The sequence below is a fragment of the Terriglobia bacterium genome, assembly GCA_020072785.1.
Classification (GTDB): Bacteria; Acidobacteriota; Terriglobia; order Acidiferrales; family UBA7541; genus Acidiferrum.
The window spans coordinates 38,790-59,101 of sequence record JAIQGG010000005.1 but is presented as its reverse complement, the minus strand read 5'-3'; the positions used below and the strand labels follow the sequence as shown (position 1 = coordinate 59,101).

Annotated in this window: 16 protein-coding genes; 5 read left to right on the top strand and 11 right to left on the bottom strand. The window is 66.0% G+C overall.

Annotation, left to right across the window (positions count from 1 at the left end; translation table 11 throughout):
* Positions 1–249 precede the first annotated feature (249 nt).
* From larC to LAN61_13075, 5 genes are all read left to right on the top strand, one after another.
* Positions 250–1,437, top strand: coding sequence for a nickel pincer cofactor biosynthesis protein LarC (gene larC, locus LAN61_13095; GenBank protein ID MBZ5541446.1), 1,188 nt, complete (start codon positions 250–252; stop codon positions 1,435–1,437).
* 120 nt (positions 1,438–1,557) lie between these two features.
* Entirely contained in the window at positions 1,558–3,537 is a 1,980-nt protein-coding gene (gene metG, locus LAN61_13090) for a methionine--tRNA ligase (protein ID MBZ5541445.1), read from the top strand.
* A 55-nt stretch (positions 3,538–3,592) separates the two neighbouring features.
* A complete protein-coding gene (locus LAN61_13085; protein ID MBZ5541444.1) occupies positions 3,593–4,414 on the top strand; it encodes a TatD family hydrolase in 822 nt (273 codons plus the stop codon).
* Between the two features lie 51 nt (positions 4,415–4,465).
* The gene (locus LAN61_13080; protein ID MBZ5541443.1) at positions 4,466–5,425 is read left to right on the top strand and encodes a polyprenyl synthetase family protein; all 960 of its coding nucleotides are present in this window, start codon (positions 4,466–4,468) and stop codon (positions 5,423–5,425) included.
* Positions 5,426–5,448: 23 nt separating this feature from the next.
* Positions 5,449–6,387, top strand: coding sequence for a histone deacetylase (locus tag LAN61_13075; GenBank protein ID MBZ5541442.1), 939 nt, complete (start codon positions 5,449–5,451; stop codon positions 6,385–6,387).
* Positions 6,388–6,458: 71 nt separating this feature from the next.
* Here the strand turns inward: LAN61_13075 and LAN61_13070 are convergent, their stop codons facing one another.
* The 11 genes from LAN61_13070 to LAN61_13020 form a co-directional block, all read right to left on the bottom strand.
* The gene (locus tag LAN61_13070; GenBank protein ID MBZ5541441.1) at positions 6,459–7,796 is read right to left on the bottom strand and encodes a TlpA family protein disulfide reductase; all 1,338 of its coding nucleotides are present in this window, start codon (positions 7,794–7,796) and stop codon (positions 6,459–6,461) included.
* 59 nt (positions 7,797–7,855) lie between these two features.
* Complete coding sequence (locus LAN61_13065; GenBank protein ID MBZ5541440.1) at positions 7,856–8,839, bottom strand: DUF4097 domain-containing protein; 984 nt, start codon at positions 8,837–8,839, stop codon at positions 7,856–7,858.
* A gap of 101 nt (positions 8,840–8,940) precedes the next feature.
* Positions 8,941–9,801: an ATP-dependent sacrificial sulfur transferase LarE gene (gene larE, locus LAN61_13060; GenBank protein ID MBZ5541439.1), complete on the bottom strand. Its 861-nt coding sequence runs from the start codon at positions 9,799–9,801 to the stop codon at positions 8,941–8,943.
* 72 nt (positions 9,802–9,873) lie between these two features.
* Positions 9,874–11,190: a hypothetical protein gene (locus LAN61_13055; protein ID MBZ5541438.1), complete on the bottom strand. Its 1,317-nt coding sequence runs from the start codon at positions 11,188–11,190 to the stop codon at positions 9,874–9,876.
* Positions 11,191–11,289: 99 nt separating this feature from the next.
* Complete coding sequence (gene glmS / locus LAN61_13050) at positions 11,290–13,152, bottom strand: glutamine--fructose-6-phosphate transaminase (isomerizing) (protein MBZ5541437.1); 1,863 nt, start codon at positions 13,150–13,152, stop codon at positions 11,290–11,292.
* 141 nt (positions 13,153–13,293) lie between these two features.
* Positions 13,294–13,536 carry a phosphoribosylformylglycinamidine synthase subunit PurS gene (purS, locus tag LAN61_13045; protein MBZ5541436.1) on the bottom strand — a complete coding sequence of 81 codons (243 nt, stop codon included), beginning with the start codon at positions 13,534–13,536 and terminating at the stop codon, positions 13,294–13,296.
* A 39-nt stretch (positions 13,537–13,575) separates the two neighbouring features.
* A complete protein-coding gene (gene add, locus LAN61_13040; GenBank protein MBZ5541435.1) occupies positions 13,576–14,601 on the bottom strand; it encodes an adenosine deaminase in 1,026 nt (341 codons plus the stop codon).
* Between the two features lie 10 nt (positions 14,602–14,611).
* Complete coding sequence (locus tag LAN61_13035; GenBank protein ID MBZ5541434.1) at positions 14,612–15,472, bottom strand: hypothetical protein; 861 nt, start codon at positions 15,470–15,472, stop codon at positions 14,612–14,614.
* Between the two features lie 11 nt (positions 15,473–15,483).
* Positions 15,484–16,992: an amino acid permease gene (locus LAN61_13030; protein MBZ5541433.1), complete on the bottom strand. Its 1,509-nt coding sequence runs from the start codon at positions 16,990–16,992 to the stop codon at positions 15,484–15,486.
* Positions 16,993–17,114: 122 nt separating this feature from the next.
* Entirely contained in the window at positions 17,115–19,421 is a 2,307-nt protein-coding gene (locus LAN61_13025; protein MBZ5541432.1) for a UvrD-helicase domain-containing protein, read from the bottom strand.
* Between the two features lie 187 nt (positions 19,422–19,608).
* Entirely contained in the window at positions 19,609–20,265 is a 657-nt protein-coding gene (locus LAN61_13020; GenBank protein ID MBZ5541431.1) for a hypothetical protein, read from the bottom strand.
* Positions 20,266–20,312: the final 47 nt, after the last annotated feature.

The window sequence follows — 20,312 nt, the reverse complement described above, 5'->3', positions numbered from 1 at the left end:
GGAATGTCTTCCGAGTGACGCTGAGAACGGGTTGGGGCACAGGCTCCCGACCGAGCCGGGACAAGTTTCGCCTGTGCTACTGGCGGAGCAGGCATCGGCTGCGGTGGGCCTGCATTTGACACCCCTGCGCGGCGCCGATAGTATCGAAACGAATGCGAACGGAGCACGGACTGAAGAGCACAGGCTCCCGACCGAGTTGGGACAAGTTCCACCTGTGTTACTGGCGGGGTTGTTGCGCGGCGTAACTCCATGAAATTAGCTTACTTCGACTGTTTTTCCGGAATCAGCGGGGACATGACGCTGGGGGCTTTGGTGGACGCTGGGTGTCCGCTCGAGCAGTTGCGGGAGGGGCTGGCGGGGTTGCGGCTGGCGGGGTGGGAGATTTCGGCGGAGAAGGTGTGGAAGAACGGGATGTCCGCGACGTGGGTGCGCGTGAAGGCCGAGGACCAGCAAAAGCACCGCTCGCTGAGCACGATCCTGGAGATGATCGAGAAGTCGGGGCTGGGCCAGCCGGTGCGGGAGCGGGCGACGGCGATCTTCCAGCGGCTGGGCGAGGCGGAAGCGAAAGTGCACGACGCGCCGCTCGAGAAGATCCATTTTCATGAAGTGGGCGCGGTGGATTCGATCGTGGACATTGTGGGGGCGAGCATCGGATTCGCGGCGCTGGGAATCGAACGCTTCGCCTGCTCGCCGCTGAACGTGGGCAGCGGAACGGTCAAGACGGCGCACGGATTACTGCCAGTGCCGGCGCCGGCCACGGCGGAGCTGTTGCGCGGCAAGCCGACGTATTCGACGGGCGTGCCGAGGGAGATGGTGACGCCGACGGGCGCGGCGATCGTGGCCACGCTGTGCGCGGAGTTCGGCGCGCAGCCGCGGATGAACACGTCCGCGATTGGCTATGGCGCGGGGACGTCCGATCTGCCGGGGCAGCCGAACGTGGTGCGCCTGCTGGTGGGCGAAGCGGCGGAAGCCGGGCAGGGAATCGAGACGGAAGAGATTGCGGTGATCGAGACCAATCTCGACGACATGAATCCGCAGATTTACGGCTACGTGCTGGAGAGGGCGCTGGCGGCGGGCGCGCTGGACGTTTACACCACGCCGGTGCAGATGAAGAAAAACCGGCCGGGGACGCTGCTGACGGTGCTGTGCCGGCCGGAGGGCGTGGACGCGCTGATGAAGCTGCTCTTCGCGGAGACCACGACGCTGGGCGCCCGCACCTATCGCGCCGAGCGGCGGTGTCTGCCGCGCGAATGGGTGAGCGTGCACACGGAGTTTGGGGACGTGCGCATCAAGGTGTCCCGGGCCGGCGGAAAGATTCTGCACGTGGCGCCGGAGTACGAGGATTGCCGCAAACTGGCGGCGGAGCGCGACGTGCCGCTGCAGGGGGTGATTGCGGAGGCGCTGCGGGCGTACGAAACGGGCGGGAAGAGTGAGTAGGGAGCGAAATTCGAAATACGAAACTCGAAATTCGAAGAACGAAGAGGAATGTCAGTTGAGGGCTTAGCACTCCCGGGATGACCAGGGACGATAGTTTTTCAGGAAGATTTTAGGAAGCCGATGGCAGCCACCAAGCCGAAATACTACATCACGACGCCGATCTACTACGTGAACGCGCGTCCGCACATCGGGCACACGTACACGACGCTGGCCGCGGACACCATCGCGCGCTACAAGCAGATGCGCGGTTACGACGTGACCTTCCTCACCGGCACGGACGAGCACGGACAGAAGGTGGAGCGCTCGGCGAAGAAGGAAGGGATTTCGCCCATCGATTTCGTGGACCGCGTGGCGGCGGAATACCATGGGCTGTGGCAGGAGCTGGGCTTCCGCGTGGACCGCTTCATCCGCACCACGGAAACGCGGCACGCGCACGCGGTGCAGCATCTCTTCCGGGAGATTCAGCGCAACGGCTACGTGGAGAAGGGCTATTACGAAGGCAACTACTGCGTGCACGACGAGATGTACGTGGAAGATCCCACGCCGGGCGCGCTGTGCCCCGAATGCCACCGGCCGACCGAGGTGGTCAAGGAAGAGAACTATTTCTTCAAGCTCGGGAAATTCGAAAAGCCGCTGCTGAACTACTACCAGGAGCATCCGGAATTCCTCGAGCCGGAAGCGCGGCGCAACGAGGTGATCTCCTTCGTGAGCGGGGGGCTGCGCGACCTTTCCATCAGCCGCACCACGCTGAAATGGGGCATCCCGTGGCCGGGCGACGAAAAGCACGTTTTTTACGTGTGGTCGGACGCGCTGACCAACTACCTCACCGCCGCGGGCTATCCGCTGAAGAAGGAGGAATTCGAGCGGCTGTGGCCGGCGGACGTGCACCTGGTGGGGAAAGAGATCATCCGCTTCCACGCGGTGTACTGGCCGGCATTCCTGATGGCCGCGGGGCTGCCGCTGCCGAAGAAAATCTTCGCGCACGGGCACCTGCTGTTTCAGGAAGAGAAGATGTCCAAGTCGCGCGGGAACATCCAGTCGGCGCAGCCCATCGCGCGGGTTTTGGGCGCGGATGCGCTGCGCTATTTCCTGCTGCGGGAGATCGTCTTCGGGCAGGACGGCAATTTCAGCCGCGAAGCGCTGGTGGCGCGCTACAACAGCGATCTGGCCAACGGGCTGGGCAACCTGGCCAGCCGCACGCTGACCATGATCGAGAAGAACTTCGAAGGGCGCGTGCCCAAGCCGGGCGAGGAGACGCCCGCGGAGAAAGCCCTGGCCGGGGAAGCGCAGACGGCGATGGCGGAGGCGCAGAAGCACTACGAGGCGTTCGCGTTTTCGCGCGCGCTGGAGGCCATCTGGGCGCTGATCGCCGCCGCGGACAAGTACCTGACCTCGGAGCAGCCCTGGGCGCTGGGCGGTTCGCCGGACGAGCAGAAGCGCCGGGGCACGATACTGTGGACCTCGGCGGAGGCGCTGCGCATCGTGTGCCTGCTGGCGCACCCGGTCTTGCCGGCGAGCACGAACAAGGTGTGGGCCACGCTGGGGCAGAGCGGCACGCCGGGGAATCAGGATTGGGACGCGTTGCGCTGGGGCCAACTGGCGCCGGGCACGCGCCTGGGCAAGACCGAAGCGCTCTTTCCGCGCGTCGATAAAACCGAAGCGATAGAGAGGATCGAAGCCATGGAAAACGAACTGCAGAAGCCGGCGGCGCCCGCAGCGGCGGCCGCTCCAGCGGCGGCACCCGGCGCGGCCGCGGCGCCGGCGGTGAGCGAGAAGATCGCCATCGAGGATTTCACGAAGGTGGAGATGCGCGTGGGGCAGATCAAGACCGCGGAGCGCATCGCGGGCGCGGACAAGCTGCTGAAGATCACCGTGGACATCGGGACGGAGACCCGGCAGATCTGCGCGGGCATCGCGCAGCACTACGAACCGGAGGCGCTGGTGGGCCGCAAGGTCGTGGTGGTGGTGAACCTAGCGCCGCGCAAGCTGCGCGGTGTGGAGTCCAACGGGATGATCGTGGCCGCGGCAGTCGGGCCGGAGGGGCGTCCGGTCCTCGCGGGTTTCCTCGAGGATGTGGAAGTCGGGTCGCGGCTGCGCTAAAGGGAAACGAGACCGGCTTGGTGTGACCGGGGATAGCGGTCAGCAGCCACGTCCCATGGAACTCATCGACTCACACGCGCACATCGATTTTCCGCAGTTCGACGAGGACCGCGCGGAGATGCTGGAGCGCGCCCGCGCGGCGGGGATCAGCACGCTGCTGGCCATCGGCACCGGGCCGGGGCCGCAGAAGCTGGACGCGGCACTGCCCTATGCGGAAGCGCACGACTGGATCTACACGAGCGTGGGCATCCACCCGCACGAGGCCAAAGAGGTCACGCCGGAGCATCTGGACCGGCTGGCGGGGCTCGCGCGGCACCGCAAAGTCATCGCCTGGGGCGAGATCGGCCTGGACTACCACTACGACCACTCGCCGCGCGAGACGCAACAGCGCGTTTTCCGCGAGCAGCTGGCGCTGGCGCGGCAGGCCAAGCTGCCGATCATCATCCACTGCCGCGAAGCCTGGCCGGATTGCCTGGGCGTGCTCGACGAGGAGTGGCGCTCGTCCGGGTTCGGCGGAATCTTCCATTGCTTCACGGGGACGCAGGAAGAGGCGCAGCGCGGCCTGGACATGGGCTTCTACGTTTCCTTTGCCGGGAACGTGACCTATCCGAAAGCGCCGGAGCTGCGCGAGGTGGCGCGGGCGCTGCCGCTGGACCGCCTGCTGATCGAGACGGACGCGCCGTACCTGGCGCCGCAGCCCTACCGCGGGAAGCGCAACGAGCCGGCCTACGTCACGGAGGTGGCGCGCACGCTTGCGAGTGTGAGAAACTTGCCACTCGAATCGGCAGCCACGGCTACGGCGGAGAACTTCCGGCGGTTGTTTCGTTTGGAGGGCGCCCAGGAACGGCCGAATTTGCCTGGGGCCGGCGGACCGTAGAACACGGCGGAGAACGAGGAGGCGGCCATCAGGCTGCTTGCGGCAAAAGAGATTTTCGATCTGGTGCGGGACGACCTGGCCCTTGTCGAGCGGGAGCTCGCGCAGGAGAGCGCGGCGGCGTTCGAGCCGGTCTCCGAAATCAGCGGCTATCTGCTGGGCGGGGGCGGGAAGCGGCTGCGCCCGGCGCTGATGCTGCTGGCCGCGGGCCACGCGGGTTACCGGGGACGCGGCGTGATCCGCATGGCCGCCGTCGTCGAGCTGATCCACACCGCGACGCTGATTCACGACGACGTGATCGACAGCGCCGACACGCGCCGGGGCCGGCCATCCGCGAATTCCCGCTGGGGCAATCACCGCAGCGTGCTCGCCGGCGACTGGCTGTATATGCAGGCGTTTCAGATGGCGTTGGCCGAGCGCAACTTCCGCATCCTGGATATTCTGATCGACCTGACGCAGAAGATGGTCGAGGGCGAGCTGCTGCAGCTGGCCAAGATCGGGTGCATAGAGGTGACCGAGCAGGATGCGCTGGAGCTGGCCGCGTACAAGACGGCGTGCCTGTTCAGCGGCTGCGCGCGGCTGGGCGCGGTGCTGGGAGGAGTGAGCGAGGCGGAGGAAGAGAAGCTCGCGGAGTACGGGCGCTGCGCCGGGCTGGCCTTCCAGTTGGTGGACGATCTGCTGGACTTCACGGCTTCGGCGAAACAGCTGGGCAAGCCGGTGTTGAGCGACCTGAAAGAGGGCAAAGTGACGCTGCCGCTGATCTACGCCATGGAAAACGGGAAAGGCGAGGCGCGGGAGATGGTCGCGCGGGTGCTTGCCGAAAAAGAGTTCCACAGCGTGCAACCGGAGACGCTGGTGGCGCTGGTGCGCGATTCCGGCGCGCTCGACCGCGCGCGCAAGCTGGCCCGCGAGTACGCGCAGCGCGCAAAAGCCTGCCTGCACGGCGGGGAGGAAAGCGAATACGGGCGCGCGCTGCTGGCCGTTCCGGATTTCATCCTCGAACGCGAGAATTAAGAAGGCTGACCCGGCGGGGTGCCATGCTGCCGTTCAAGCTCATCTATCACCCACGCTACGATCTGAACCTCGGCGCGCACGTCTTTCCCTCCCAGAAATTCCGCCTCATCGCCGAGTTTCTCCTCCACGACAAGCTCGCCGCGCAGGACGATTTCCTGCAGCCCGAAGCGGCGCGCGATGAGGACATCCTGCGCGTGCACAGCAAGGACTGGGTCTGGAAGCTGAAGGAGGGCACCCTCACCCGCTCCGAAGAGATGCGCCTGGAGATTCCCTATTCTCCGGAGATGGTGGAGGCGGCGTGGCTGGCGGCTGGCGGCTCGATCCTGGCGGGAGAGCGCGCGCTGCGTGATGGCTTTGCCGCGAACCTCGGCGGGGGGTTCCATCACGCCTATCCCGACCACGGCGAGGGTTTCTGCCCCATCCATGACGTGGCCGTGGCCATCCGGCGGCTGCAGGCCGACCGGCGCATCACCAAGGCCATGGTGGTGGACACCGACGTGCACCATGGCAACGGCACCGCGGCGATCTTCCGCGACGATCCGAGCGTGTTCACGCTCTCCATCCACCAGCACAACAACTACCCGGCGCACAAGCCGCCCTCGTCGGTGGACCTGCACCTGCCCGATGGCGCCGGCGATGACGAGTATCTCGGCGCGCTGCTGCCCGCCGTGCGCAAGGCCCTCGATGAGTTCCAGCCGCAGCTCGTTTTTTATCTGGGTGGCGCCGACCCGTTTTGCGAGGACCAGTTGGGCGGCCTTGCGCTCACCCAGGAGGGGCTGCGCGAGCGCGACCGCATGGTTTTCGAAGAGGCCCGCAGGCGTGGCGTGGCCGTGGCCAGCGCACTGGCCGGCGGCTATGCGCGCCGCGTGGAAGATACCGTGCGCATCCACGTGAATACCATTCTCGCGGCACGTGAGGTGGCCGCGGCGTTTCCCTCCGCTTCCGCCGCGGGAAACTGCTGAATTCCCGATTCTTCCTCCGTACTTTTGGAAAACTGCCGCGCGCCCAGCGCCTCCGGAAGCGCCGCGGGCCGTCAGTTGGCCGCGAGCGGGGCCGCGAGGGCGTTGCGGATGGCGACGGCGAGGGAGCTTTCGAACTCGTCTTCGGCGTAGCCCTCGGCGCGGTAGGCGATGCGTCCCGAGCGGTCCAGGACGATCACCGTGGGAAAGGAGTCCACCCCCAGCAGGAGGTCGAGGCCGTCGGCAAAGACCGCGGGCGTCCGCATCTTTTCCGCAACCAGATAGGGCCGTACGAGGGTTTCGTCCTCGTCGCAGTTGGCGGAGAGGAAAAGCACTCCGTCATCGCCGCGGAATTCCGCGGCGACGCGGGCGAAATGCGGCTCAAGGGCCCGGCAGGGGCCGCACCAAGTGGTCCAGAAGCTCAGCACCACGATCTTGCCGCGGGCGCTGGCGAGCGCCAGGGGCGGGCCATCCGGAAGGCTGCGCAGCGTGAAATCATAGGGCTCGCGCGCGCCGGGATTGCGCTTTGGCGGAGCGCTGCGCGCCGCCTGCACCGTTTCGTCATAGGTGCGCAGCAGGTATGCGCCCAAGCCGTCTTCCGAGGCGTGCCCCTGCCGCCAGGCGTTGCCGAGCTTGCGGCGCAGGGCCTGGCGGTGATCTTCGCCGTCTCCCGCATCCGCGAGAGCGAACGCGCGCGCATAGTGCGTGACGGCGCCGTCCAGGTCTTTTTGCAGCTCGGCGATCTCGCCCAGCTTCTCCGCAGCCGCGGCATTGGGCAGCAGCGCGTAACTCTCTCCGAAATCGCGCGCGGCCTCGGCGCGAGCGCCCTGTTTGAGATGCAGCCTTCCGCGCAGCAGCAGCACGGTCATGCGCAGGCGCCGCCGCTCGTTCTCCCACTCCTGCGGGGAAACCCGCGGCGACTTTTCGGCGGAAGCGTCGCGCTGCAGGTAGTCCAGGAGGCGCGAGGCGTAGCTGGTGGCGCGCTTCAGTCCCTCGGCGTCGCCGGCGCGTTCCAAAAGTTCGATGGTCACCAGCGTCATGGACATGTCTTCCGGCGCAAGCGCGACGATGTGCTCGGCATAAGCGGCGGCGCGGGGAGCGTCCCGCAGTTGCAGGCTGGCTTCCACCAGCGCGCGGTAGATCTCCGTCTTGCGCCGGCTATCGGGATATTTCTTCAGGTAGGCTTCGAAATTGCGCACCAGCGCGGCGCGGTCGTTGCCCGCATCATCAATGGCACGCTGCAGGTCTTCCTCGGGAGTTTGCGCCGGGGGAGGTGTGGGTGCCTTCTTCGCGGAAGGAGTGGCCTCTGGTCCCGGCGCGTTTTGCGCCGGAGCCTGCCCGGCAGTGCGCGCAGGAAGCACACAAAGAGCGGCAAGGAGGGCGAGTGCAGCCGTGGAGGGAAGCCGCCGCATGGCCGCTTATTGTACCCGTTTGGGCGGAAGGCAGCGACTTCCGCGCCTCCGCACCGGGGCTAGGACTGGCCACGGACGCGGATGCTGCCGGAAACCGTATGCACTTCCACGCGCGCAGCACCGCTCCCCAGGCGCGCGCGCAGTTCATGCCGCGACTGTTCCTCGACGACGATGGGAATGTCGGTCTGGATGCTGCCGGAGAGGGAATGGGCGGAGAACAGGAAACTGGCATCGCGGGGGACGCTAAGTTGCACCGAACTGGACACCGCGTGCAATTCCCAATTGGAGTGGGGCGCAGGATTGCCTTCGATGGAAATGCTGCCCGAGGCGGTGTGCACCTCGAGATCGCCGGCGGCGTCGCGCACGGTGATGCTGCCGCTGGCGGCGTGCAACTCCGCGCGGCCTTGCGCCGCGGAGAGGGTGATGGCGCCGGAGCCGGTCTTCGCGCGGACCGCGCCTTTCACCCCGGCGAGAGTGATCGAACCGGAGCCGGTCAAGGCGCGCACGTCGTCGCCGAGGTCACTGGCTTCGATGCTGCCGCTGCCGGTGGTGAACTGCGCTTCGCGGGCGATGTGGCTGGCGTGAATCTCGCCGGAACCCGTGCGCAACTCCACGGGGCCGCGAATATTGCGAACCTCCTGCGCGCCCGAGCCGACGGTCGATTCCACTTCGCTGTCCAGCGGCGTCTCGATCACATAACGGATAGTGATGTTGCGCCAGGTGCGGGAGTCCTTGCCGATGCGGATGGTGTCGCCGCTCTGTTCGATGGGGGGATGGGCGAGGATTTCGTCCAGGCGCTTCCGCGGGTCGCCGAAGGGGAAGCCGCCGACCTGCACTTCCGCGTGGATGTGCACCTTGCCGGGCTCTCCGGCGCGGATCTCGACGGCGCCGGCGCCGTTGGCCAGTCCGAGGTGCACGGGTCCGCTGACGGTCAGGGTGCGCTCAAAAGTGCCCTGTTCCGACGCGGAGGCTCCACATCCCGCAAGAAGGAGAGGCAGGGCGAGCAGGGCAGCACCCAGATGGATTTTTCGCAGCAGCGGCATGCTTCCTCCTCAGGACCCAGCACGGGGTATCGCGGGCCCCCTGCACAGGGAGATACGCAAATCCACGTTGCCAGGTTCCCTGGCCCCGGCTGCGGAGACTCCTATCCTGGGGCGTCCGGCAGCGATTCGTTGAGCGACCCCTGACGATAGCCTTCGAGGTCCAGGGTCACATAGGTGAAACCCAGCTTCTTCAGGCGCGTTGCCAGTAAGGCGGCTACCTCGGGCGCGAGAGCCCGCGGCAGCTCGTCCGGCGCGATTTCGACGCGGGCCATCTGCTCGTGCAGGCGCACGCGGAACTGCCGGAAGCCCAGATCGCGCAGCACCGCCTCGCCCTGTTCCACCAGAGCGAGCCTTTCGGGGGTCACCTGCGTGCCGTAGGGCAGCCGCGAAGCCAGACAAGCCGAGGCCGGACGGTCCCAGGTGGGCAAGCCGGCGCGCTTCGAGAGGAGGCGGATCTCGGCCTTGCGCAGGCCGGCGTCGAGCAGCGGGGCCAGGACGCGGTGCTCCGCGGCGGCGCGGTGCCCGGGGCGGAAATCGAGAGTGTCGTCGGCGTTCACGCCATAGGCGACGGCGGCGAAGGCGCGCGCGGAGGCCAGGGCGTCCATGGCGGAGAAAAGTTCATCCTTGCAGTAGTAGCAGCGGTCGGGCTGGTTGGCCAGGTAGGCGGGGATTTCCAGTTCGCGCGTGTGGATGAATTCGTGGGCGATGGGCACGGCGCGGAGGAACTCCTCGACACGCTGGCGGTCGTAAGCCGAATAGCTCGCGGAGAGCGCGGTAATGGCCAGCACGCGCGGACCCAGAGCACGCTGCGCGGCCCACGCGAGGTAGGCGGAATCGGCGCCGCCGGAAAGAGCCACCAGAAGCGAGCCAGTCGCGGCGAGCTGCTCGAGCAGCAGCCGTTCTTTTTCCTCGGCCGGACCGCCGGCCGCTGCGTTGGCGCGGATGTGCACGTAGGCAGTCATCGCCGCTTAGTATAACGCATTGGTTTTCCCGGGGTACGCCGCGGGCAGGACAATTTCAAGCTATCGCCGGGGCTACTTGAAATCGAGAAGAACGTCCACAATCCGGGATTCGGCGTCCGTGCGCAGCCAGTGTCCCACTTCGCCGTAATGCACGGGCAGGTCGCCGAAGATCTCTTCGCCGTGGCGCTGCAACTTGCCGAGAAATTCTTCGAACTTGAGCTTGTCGAAAATCTCTCTCTCTGGAATCGGCCAGGCGGCGCGGATGCGCTTTTCCGCGGCCAGCGACACGCCGGTTAGGACCAGCTTGCCGTAGCGGTATTGCGGGCCTTCCGTGACCGTGAGGCGGTAGGAAAGCGTGTGGGCCTGGTCGTCGAAGACCGGCAGGAGGTTGAGGCGCACGTCCAGGTAGCCGCGGTGGCCGTACTCCTCGCGGACACGGTCCCATCCCGCCTCGATGGCCAGCCCGTCGGCAATGTCGCCGGGTTCGAGCCCGAGGCGGTCCTGCAGCGCCGCCGCGGACAGCGCTGTATTCCCCGACCATTGCGCGCCCTGCCAGCGGTATACCGGACCGGGCGTCACCGGAACGTACACGGGCACCGACTGGGGCAGCGTCTGGGCCGGCGGCCCGCTCAGGCGAATCTCCGGCGGGCCCAGCTGCACGCGCAGAAAACCCTTGCGCAGGTAGGCCGGGCGCACCTGCTCGGCGAGGAAGAGGTCGATGGCCAGGCGCGAGTAGGGCTTGCCGAGAAGTTCGGAGATGTGCTGCTGCAGAGCGGGCGACGCAGCCGCTTCCGGATCAGAAAAATCGATGCGCGCGATCTGCAGAGACGTTCCGCTGATGCGCAGCTCCTGCACCCTGCCGTCGCCCAGGGGGCTGGCCAGCAACTGGTGCTCCACGGCGACGTGCAGTTGGTGCGCCTCCAGAAGCTGGCGCAGCGCGCCGGCGATGCGCTCGACCACGGTTCCGTCCTCCGGCGCGGTGCCGTCGTAGAAGGGAAGGGCCTTGCGGATGGCCTCGGTGAGCTCGCTATCGGCGAACCACGGCACATTGTCGAAGAAGACCGGGACGCGCGGCGCCTCTTCGGCGCGGAAATTGACCGTGAGGCCCTCGGGAAGAGTGCGGAATTCGTAGCTGACCTTCGTGAACAGGCCCAGTTGCAGCAGGCGGTTGGCGGCCTCCTGCAGGTCCTCGCGCCCGGCGAGGTCCCCGATCTTCAATCCGGTTTCAGGGAGAAGCTGCTCCGCGGACAGCGTCTGCAGTCCCGTGAGAGTGATTTTCGAGAGGATGGCCTTGGCGGCTTCCTGGGGATTGGCCGCGCGCAGCGGGACTGCCGCCAGAAGCAGCAGCAAGCCGCACAGCCGGAGCGAGATGCGCGCGCGGCGTAGCATGGTGACTTTGATTCTACGAAACTTGCGGGGAAGCGAGGTGTTTTTCTTTACCGGGAGCAGAGGCTGCCGGCAGGGCAGGAACCGCCTGCCTGCGCCCGGTTATTCCACGGTGACGGATTTGGCGAGGTTGCGGGGTTGGTCCACGTCGCAGCCCCGGCGCACCGCGATGTGATAGGCCAGCAGTTGCAAGGGGATGATCTCCAGAATGGGCGAAAGCAGCTCCGGCGCCGGAGGAATCTCGATCAGGTGGTCGGAAGCGGAGCGCGCGAGATGGTCGCCGGCGGTGACGATGGAGATGACGATGCCGTCGCGCGCCTTCACTTCCTGGATGTTCGAGACGCTCTTCTCATAGAGGGTCATGGAGTCGCGGTCGGTCTCATCGCGCGTGGCCAGCACCACCACGGGAAGATTTTCGTCGATCAGGGCGTTGGGCCCGTGTTTCATCTCACCCGCCGGGTAGCCTTCGGCGTGGATGTAGGAGATCTCTTTGAGCTTGAGCGCGCCTTCGAGGGCGATGGGGTAATGGATGCCGCGGCCGAGATAGAGAAAATCGGTGTGGCGGAAGAAGAGTCGCGCGAGCGATTCGTAGATTCCGGCCTCATCCCCCTGCAGGATGGTTTCGATCTTGTGGGGGATGCGGGTGAACTCCTGCAGCAGGGCCTTGGCGGTTTCGCCGGAGAGCGTGCCGCGGGCCTGGCCGAGGCGCATGGCCAGCAGCACCAGCGCGGCGAGCTGCGCGGTGAACGCCTTGGTGGAAGCGACGCCAATCTCCGGACCGGCATGCGTGAGGATGGTCCCCGCGGCCTCGCGGGTAATCATCGAGCCCATAACGTTGCAGATGGCCAGCGTCGGCGAGCCCTTCTGCTTGGCTTCGCGCTGCGCTGCCAGGGTGTCCGCGGTCTCGCCGGACTGGCTGATGCACACCGTGAGGGTGCGGGAGTCGAGGATGGGGTCGCGGTAACGGAATTCGCTGCCGTAATCCACCTCCGCGGGGAGGCGCGCCAGGCGCTCGATCATGAACTTTCCGGCGAGCCCGGCGTGCCAGCTGGTGCCGCAGGCCACGACGCGCACCTGCTGGAATTCGCGGAACTGCTGCTCGGTGATCTGCATCTCCTCGAGGTAGATCTTCCCGGTGTCCTGGGAGATGCGCCCGAGCATGGTGTCGCGGACGGCGCGCGGCTGCTCGAAGATCTCCTTCTGCATGAAATGCTTGTAGCCGCCCTTTTCGGCCATGATGGGGTCCCAGGTGACGTGCTGGGTGGGGCGGCTGATGGCCTTGCCCTCGTGGTCCATCACGCGCACGCCCTGCGCGGTGAGCACGGCGATGTCGCCATCCGCCAGGAAGAAGATTTCGCGGGTGTGCTGCAGCAGCGCCGGAATATCGCTGGCCACGAAGTATTCGCCTTCGCCGATGCCCACCACCGACGGGGGGCCCATGCGCGCGGCCACGATCTTCTGCGGGTCCTTGGCCGAAAGGAAAACCAGGGCGTAGATTCCGCGCAACTCCTTCAGGGAGCGGCGCACAGCCTCCTCGAGCGGGACGCCTTTGCTGTTCTTCTCGACCAGGTGCGCGACCACTTCCGTGTCCGTCTCGGTGACGAACTTGTGGCCTTCGCGCTGCAACTGCTCCTTGAGCTCGAGGTAGTTCTCGATGATGCCGTTGTGCACGACCACGATATCGCCGGTGCAGTCGCGGTGGGGGTGAGCGTTTTCTTCGGTGGGGCGTCCGTGGGTGGCCCAGCGCGTGTGCCCGATGCCGTAGGTGCCTTCGATCGGGGACTTGGCGACTACTTCCTCGAGATTGCGCAGTTTGCCAGAGGCGCGGCGGATCTCCATTTTGCCGTTGGCGCCGACCACAGCAATTCCGGCGGAATCATAGCCGCGGTATTCGAGGCGCTTCAGGCCCTCGAGAATCAGCGGAACGACTTTTTTCGGGCCGATGTATCCGACAATCCCGCACATACGGCAGGCTCCTCCGGTTGCTTGCAGCAGGGTAACATGGCCGCGCGGCGGCGCGCCGGGTTTCCGGGGCGGCTGTGCCGAATTGCGCCCGCCGCGCCGCGCGACGGCAGCATCCCGGGTGGGAGCGCCGGCCGCGGAAGCTCAGTCGACGATTTCGAAGCGGTACTCTTCGATGACCGGATTGGTCAGGACTTCGCGGGAGAGGCGCTCGAGGTGCTTCTGTGCTTCGTCGCGGCTCCAGCCATCCAGCTCCAGAACGAAAAATTTTCCCTGGCGAACGTCCTTCACCGCGGCATAACCCAGCGAAGCCAGGGCATGCTGGATGGTTTTTCCCTGCGGATCGAGGACCGTGGACTTCGGCATCACCCAGACGTGTGCTTTCATGCGGGAATTATAGCAAAGCTTGGGCCCCGGCGTAGACCGCTAGGGCCGCACGCCATGGCGTACGGCGGCCAGGGCGCGCTTTTCCTGGGCGGGCAAGAAGGCGTGTTCGAAGCTCAGGGCGGCAAGGCGGCTGCGCTCGTCGTCCGTGAGGCCCATGGCGGCGGTGTGCGCATATTCCGCGAGCAGAGAGGTGTGGAACATGGCCGGATCGTCGGTCGAAAGCACGACCGCGAGGCCCTGGCGGAGAAGATCCGGCAGAGGATGCTCGGCGACCTGCGCGAAGTCGCGGGTCAGTTGCCGCGCCAGCGCACCGGTGCAGATATTGCTGGTCGGACAAATCTCCAGCGGAATGCGGCGTTCGGCCAGCATCTCGAGAAGCGCCGGGTCGTGCATGGCACCGATGCCATGGCCGATGCGTTCCGCGCCGAGGATCTCCACGGCTTCGCGCACCAATTGGGGTCCGCCGGTCTCCCCCGCATGGATCAGGCGGTGCAGGCCCTGCTCCGCGACATAGTCGTAGACCCCGCGAAAATCCGCCGTGGGGAGCGAGAGTTCGTCACCGCCCAGGCCGAAGGCCACGACACCCTCGTTCCGGTATTGCGGCGCGATGCGCGCCACCTCCATCGCCGCCTCCGCGCCGAACTGGCGCACTGCGTCGAAGATCCACTGCAGCCGCAGGCCCTGCTTGCGCAGTTCCTCGCTGGCCCGGCACATGGCTTCGAAATTGGCTTGCGGCTTCTGTTGGCGCAGGAGCATGACCCCGACCGAGAGCGTCAACTCGGCATAGACGACATTCTGCGCCAGGAGGCGTGCACCGAGTTCCCGGGCGATGAGCGCATAGTCCTGCGGGTCGCGCAGGTAGGAGGTGACCCACTTGAAGGCCTCGATGAATTCCGCGAAGTCGGCGTAGAGGTAGCGGCGGCGGGCCTCTTGCTCGCTAAGTTGCTGGCCATGGCGCGCGGCCAGCGCGCAGACGGTGGCCGGCTCGATCGAGCCTTCCAGATGCAGGTGCAGCTCCGCCTTGGGGAGGGAAAGGAAGTGCGCGGGCAGGGAAGAAAGGCTCATCCGAGGAAAACTAGCGCTGTGGCAGAGCCGGGCGGCCGGCGTTCACCCACGCCGTGTACCAGTAGGAGCCGACGTCGGTAGAGGCGTCGGAGAGCTGGCGGATGAGAATGGCCGCGGCCTGGTTGTAGAAACGGTCGAAATATTCGTCGGTGTAGGAGGGCAGACCGCGGCGGGCGTTGCGGTCGGCGAGAAGAATGGTTTCGAGCCAGCTGTGCGCGCTGAGGCAGGCCTCGAAGCCGTGGTCGGTCGGGTCGCTGACAAAGAAGGCATCGTTGGGGCGCACCGGAAAGAAGGAGGAAAAGCGGTCGATGAGGTTGGCGCCGAAGCGTGTGCTGACGCCCGCCTGCCCGGTGAGCTGGCCATCGTAGTTTTCGGTGGTGTTGAAGGGGTCGTGGGCTTCGGCGACGTAGCTGGCCAGGAGCGCCGCGTTCAGCCGGACCTCGTCCCACTTGCCCGCCTTCATTGCATTGGTCAGCCTTTCGCTGTATACGCCGATCTGCCAGGGGAGCAGGCCGTTGGATTCCAACTTGGCCTTGGTGTACTTCCGGACCGCAGCCTTGTAGCTGCGCGGCAGGGCTTCAAAGGGGAAGCGGCCGTAGCGGTCGAGATAGAGGTAGCGGTTCTTGCGCTCCGCCGGGCTTCTCTGGCTGGCTTCCAGAGGATCGGTGACATGCTGCAGGAGAAATCCGCGGTTGGCTTCGAAAAAGGGCCGCAATTCCGGGGGCAGGGTCTCGAACGCCTTATCCACGACCAGCTTGTTGCCCTTTTCGCCCCAGGCGCGCGCAGCGGGCGCGAGAAACAGGCCCAGTACGGCCCCGGCGGCCAGCGCCAGGAACATCCCGCGGACCCTTGCGGAGGCTAACTGCGGCATCCGGCTCCTCTCTATTCCGCTGCTGACGCGTTGAGCGTGCTCCGTTTGCGGCTGTACGTGAAGTAGATTACCATGCCGATCGCAAGCCACACAAAAAAGCGGATCCAGTTCTCCACCGTCAGGCTGGCCATCAGCACCACGCAAAATAGCACCGCCAAAACTGGTACCACGGGCACAAAGGGCACGCGGAAGCTCCGTGGCCGGTCCGGCTGCGTCTTGCGCAGGATGAGCACGGCGATGGCCACCAGCACGAAGGCAAACAGCGTGCCGATGTTCGAAAGGTCCGCCAGAGTACCGATGTCGAAAATCCCCGCGGGGATGCCCACGACGATTCCCGCCACCCAGGTGGCCACATGCGGGGTGCGGAAGCGCGGATGCACTTTGGAAAAGGAAGCGGGGAGCAGGCCGTCGCGGGACATGGCGAACCACACGCGGGCCTGCCCGAGCTGGTAAACGAGCAGGGAGGAGATCATGCCCATCAGCGCGCCCATGGTCACCCACTGCTGCAGGCGGTCCATGCCGATGTTGTGCAGGGCCGTGGCTACCGGGGCGGCGTCGCCCTTGAAGATCGAGAAGGGCTGGATGCCCGTGAGCACGATGGCCACCGCCACGTACAGTGTGGCGCAAACCAGCAGCGAAGCCATGATGCCCAGGGGGAGGTCGCGCTTGGGATTCTTGCACTCCTCCGCGGCGGTGGAGACCGAATCGAAGCCGATGTAGGTGAAGAAGACGATGGCGCCGCCGGTGAGAACCCCCTGCCAGCCGTTGGGCATGAAGGGGTGCCAGTTGGTGGGCTGGATGTGCTTGGAGGCGAAAGCGATGAATACGAAGATGGCCACCAGCTTGATGCCCACCATGATGCTGTTGGCTCCGGCTGATTCGCGGATGCCGCGCACCAGCACCACCGTCAGGAGCATCACGATGAGAAAACCGACCAGGTTGAAGTGCAGCAACCAGCCGGTCGAGGGCGCATAGGCGGGCTGGCTCAAGGCCGCGGGCAGATGAATCCCGAACGATTGCAGCAGGCTGTCAATGTACGCGGAGAAGCCGACGGCCACGGCCATGTTGGAAACCGCGTATTCGAGGATCAGGTCCCAGCCGATGATCCACGCCACCAGTTCTCCCAGCGTGGCGTAGGTGTAGGTGTAGGCGCTGCCGGCGATGGGGATCATCGAGGCGAGTTCCGCGTAACACAGTCCGGCAAAGCCGCAGACCACGGCCACCAGGAAGAACGAAATGGCAATGGCCGGACCCGCGCCTGGCCGCCCGGTGATTCCGGTGGCGTGCACGCCGTGCAAGAGCACGTCCAGAAGGGGCGCCTTCAGCAGGGAGGGGTATTGCACCTCCTCGCCGGCCGCGGCGGTCCCGGTCAAAACAAAGATGCCCGTGCCGATGATCGCGCCGATGCCGAGAGCCGTCAGGCTGATCCAGCCCAACGTTTTTTTCAAGCGTTTCTCCGGGTTTTCGGAGTCGGATATCAGCTGATCGATGTTCTTGGTGCGGAAAAGTTGTGATCCCACCCGTCCACTCCGTTCGCCCCGGATCCGCCGGGGGCGTGGAAATACCGGATAATTCTAACGAATGATTGCGCGGGACACTTTACCGCGAGCCAGCGCCGGGGCGCAACCGCAAGGGGCAGAGTTCAGGCCGGCTCGAGCTGCGCGTAGCGCTCGATGAACTTCTTCGTGCCCCGCCCGGGAAAGGTCACCGAGAGGCGACGGTCCTCCTCGTCGCCCTCGACGGCCACGATGGTGCCCACGCCGAAGCTGGGGTGGCGGACTTTGCGGCCGAGAAGCGGGTTTTCGCCCCGGCCGCTGCGCCCGAAGGTGTCGCGCTGCCGCGCCGGCCGCTCGAAATCACCGCTGCTGCGGCCCTGGCGCGGCTGGCTCACCGTCCGGGCGGGGCCGCCACGCACGCGGCGCATGAAATCTTCGGGCGAGTAGGAGTATTCCGGGTCGGGATCATAGCGCCGGGACTCACCGAACTCCGTCAGCGAGCCGCGCACGGTGTCCATCAGGTCACCGGGAATTTCCGCGAGGAAGCGTGAGGGCAGCGAGGCGCGCAGGCGCTGCTCGTCGCCGAAGATGCGGCGGTAGACAGCGCGGGTCAGGGTCAGCGACGTGCGCGCGCGGGTCATACCCACATAGACCAGGCGGCGCTCTTCCTCGACGCCGTTTTCATCGGTGGCCGAGAGGCTGTGCGGGCAGATGCCCTCTTCCAGGCCGGTGAGATAGACGTGGTCGAACTCCAGGCCCTTGGTGCTGTGCAGGGTGATGAGCGTGACGCCGGGCTTTTCGTCGGCGGAATCGGCGTCACTGACCAGCGCGGCGTGGTCCAGAAAATCCGTAAAGGTCTCGCCGGCATCGGTGGATTCCGCGACGGCGCGCACCAACTCTTCCAGATTCTCCATGCGCGAGACATCGTCGGGGGTATTGCGCTCGCGCAGCATGTCCATGTACCCCGTGCGGTCCAGCAAGCCGTGCAGGAAGGCAGCGGGGCTGCTGTTTTCCAGGCTGGCCTGCAACTCGCGGATCATCTCCTGAAAGGCGCGCAGCGGGGCCACGGCGCGTCCGGCCGCAGCGCTGGCGATGAATTGCTCGATCGCTTGCCACATGGGGATACCGTCTTCGTTCTTGGTGACCGCAATGCGGTCAACCCGCGTGGCCTCGCGCAGCGCATCCACGGTGGTCTTGCCGATGCCGCGCGGCGGCACATTGAGCACGCGCAGCAACGCGATGTCGTCTTCGGGATGCATGGTCAGGCGCACATAGGCCAGCGCATCCTTCACTTCCGCGCGGTCGTAAAAACTGAAGCCGCCCACCAGGCGGTAGCGCACGCCGAGCCGCCGGAAGACCTCTTCAAAGGCGCGGGACTGCGCGTTGGTGCGGTATTCCACGGCGCAAGCCTGCGAGGAATCGTCCACCAAAATCTTGGACACTTCGCCGGCCACGAATTCCGCCTCGGATTGCGGGTCGCGCGCTTCGTAGAAGCGCAGGTTCTTGCCGCCGCCTTGTTCGGAAGCGAGCGTTTTGCCGAGGCGCTGCGAGTTGTTGGCCACCACGGCGCCCGCGGCATCGAGAATTTTCTGCGTGGAGCGGTAGTTGCGCTCCAGACGGATCACCCGGGCCGCCGGAAAATCCTGGGAAAAGCGCAGCAGGATGCCGACATCCGCGCCGCGCCAGCGGTAGATGGCCTGGTCCTCGTCGCCCACCACGCAGACGTTCTCCTCCGGCCCGGTGAGCAGGCGCAGCAGGTCATACTGCACGCGGTTGGTGTCCTGATACTCGTCCACGTGGATGTAGCGGAAACGCGCCTGCCAGCGCTGGCGCACGTCGCGGACGTCGCGCAGGACGCGGGCCGCGCGCAGCAGCAGGTCGTCGAAATCGAGCGCGTGGCTCTGCGCCAGCACCTTCTCGTAGGCTTCGAAGACGCGCGCGACGCGCCGCCCGTCCTCGGCGATGGCTTCGGCGGCGAGCTGCTGGGCCGTCTGCCCGTGATTTTTGGCGTAGCTGATCTTGCTCAGAATGCCGCGGGGGGAGATCTTCTCCTCGGTGAGGGCCAGGCGGCCAAGGATGAGCTTGACGGCGGCGATCTGGTCATCGTCGTCGAAAATGGAGAAATCGCGCGGCAGGCCGGCGCTCGGCGCTTCGCGGCGCAGCAAGCGCGCGCAGAGCGAGTGAAACGTGGAGATCCACGGCGCCGCCGGCAGCAGGCCCGCCTGGCGCTGCAGATTCCCCAGGCGCTCCTGCATCTGCTCCGCGGCCTTGTTGGTGAAGGTGACGGCCAGGATGGCGTCCGGCGGGGCGCCCTGCGCCAGCAGGTGGGCCATGCGGTAGGTAATGGCGCGGGTCTTACCGGTACCCGCACCGGCCAGGATGAGCACGGGCCCATCCGTGGTTTCGGCGGCGAGGCGCTGTTCCGGATTCAAATCGTCGAGAAAAGTTCTCATTCGTTGGCAGGTCCCAGGTCTGTGCGTGCTCGTTCATGGTAGCCGAGGAAAGTCCGCGCGGCAAATCGCGCCGCGCCGGTCCAATATTTCTGTGACCGCGAAGCGGTCAACCTGCAGCGGCTCCGGAAAAATGTGCGATGCCCCGCGAGGGCAGGCGCAAAAACAGCGCTTCGTGCAGCAAGTACGCTCAACGTGCCGCGGCCTTGGAGAATTCCAACTCGAAATAAAGAAGCGAGCGGCCTTTTTCGATGTTCGTGACTTCCGGAATGTACAGCCGTGCGCTGTGCAGCAGGTCGTATTGTCGGGCGAGATCGAAGTACAGCAGCCCCTGCACCTTGCCGTGCGGCGGGATTACGCTGCCCGGAACTCCGGCAGCGCGCGCGGCATCCTCGATCTGCGTCCATTCCTTGCTGCGGCCGGTCTTCGGTATTCCCATGGGCAGGGGAATGCGCTTGCGCGTGGCCGTGGGGTCGCTGGAGCCGCCCTTCAGGATCAATTCCGCGACATCCTCGGCGGACAATGGGGCGAGATTCTGGCGCGACTCCTCGTCCAAGGTGACGATCAGGCGAATGCGCTCGAGGTTTACGCGCACTGCCGCCGCAGAATCGTTCTGGATGGTGAGCTGGACGCCCACCAGCCCTGCCGTCAGCGGAGTTTTCTTGGGGAAGCGCGGTTTATAGTCGGCGGGTTCGGTCCAGGGCTGGGCGGTAATGGTCACGCCCTCGTGGCTTTCGGCGGCTGCGGCCGATGGCACGACGCTCTGGGCGCGGCTCCGACCGGCAGCCAGGCCCCAGGCGCCGGCGGCGACAATCATTCCAAGGAGTACGATGGTTCGCAGGCGCATCGGTTTATAATACCGGGTTTGCACTATTGTCTGCCGCTTGGTGGCCG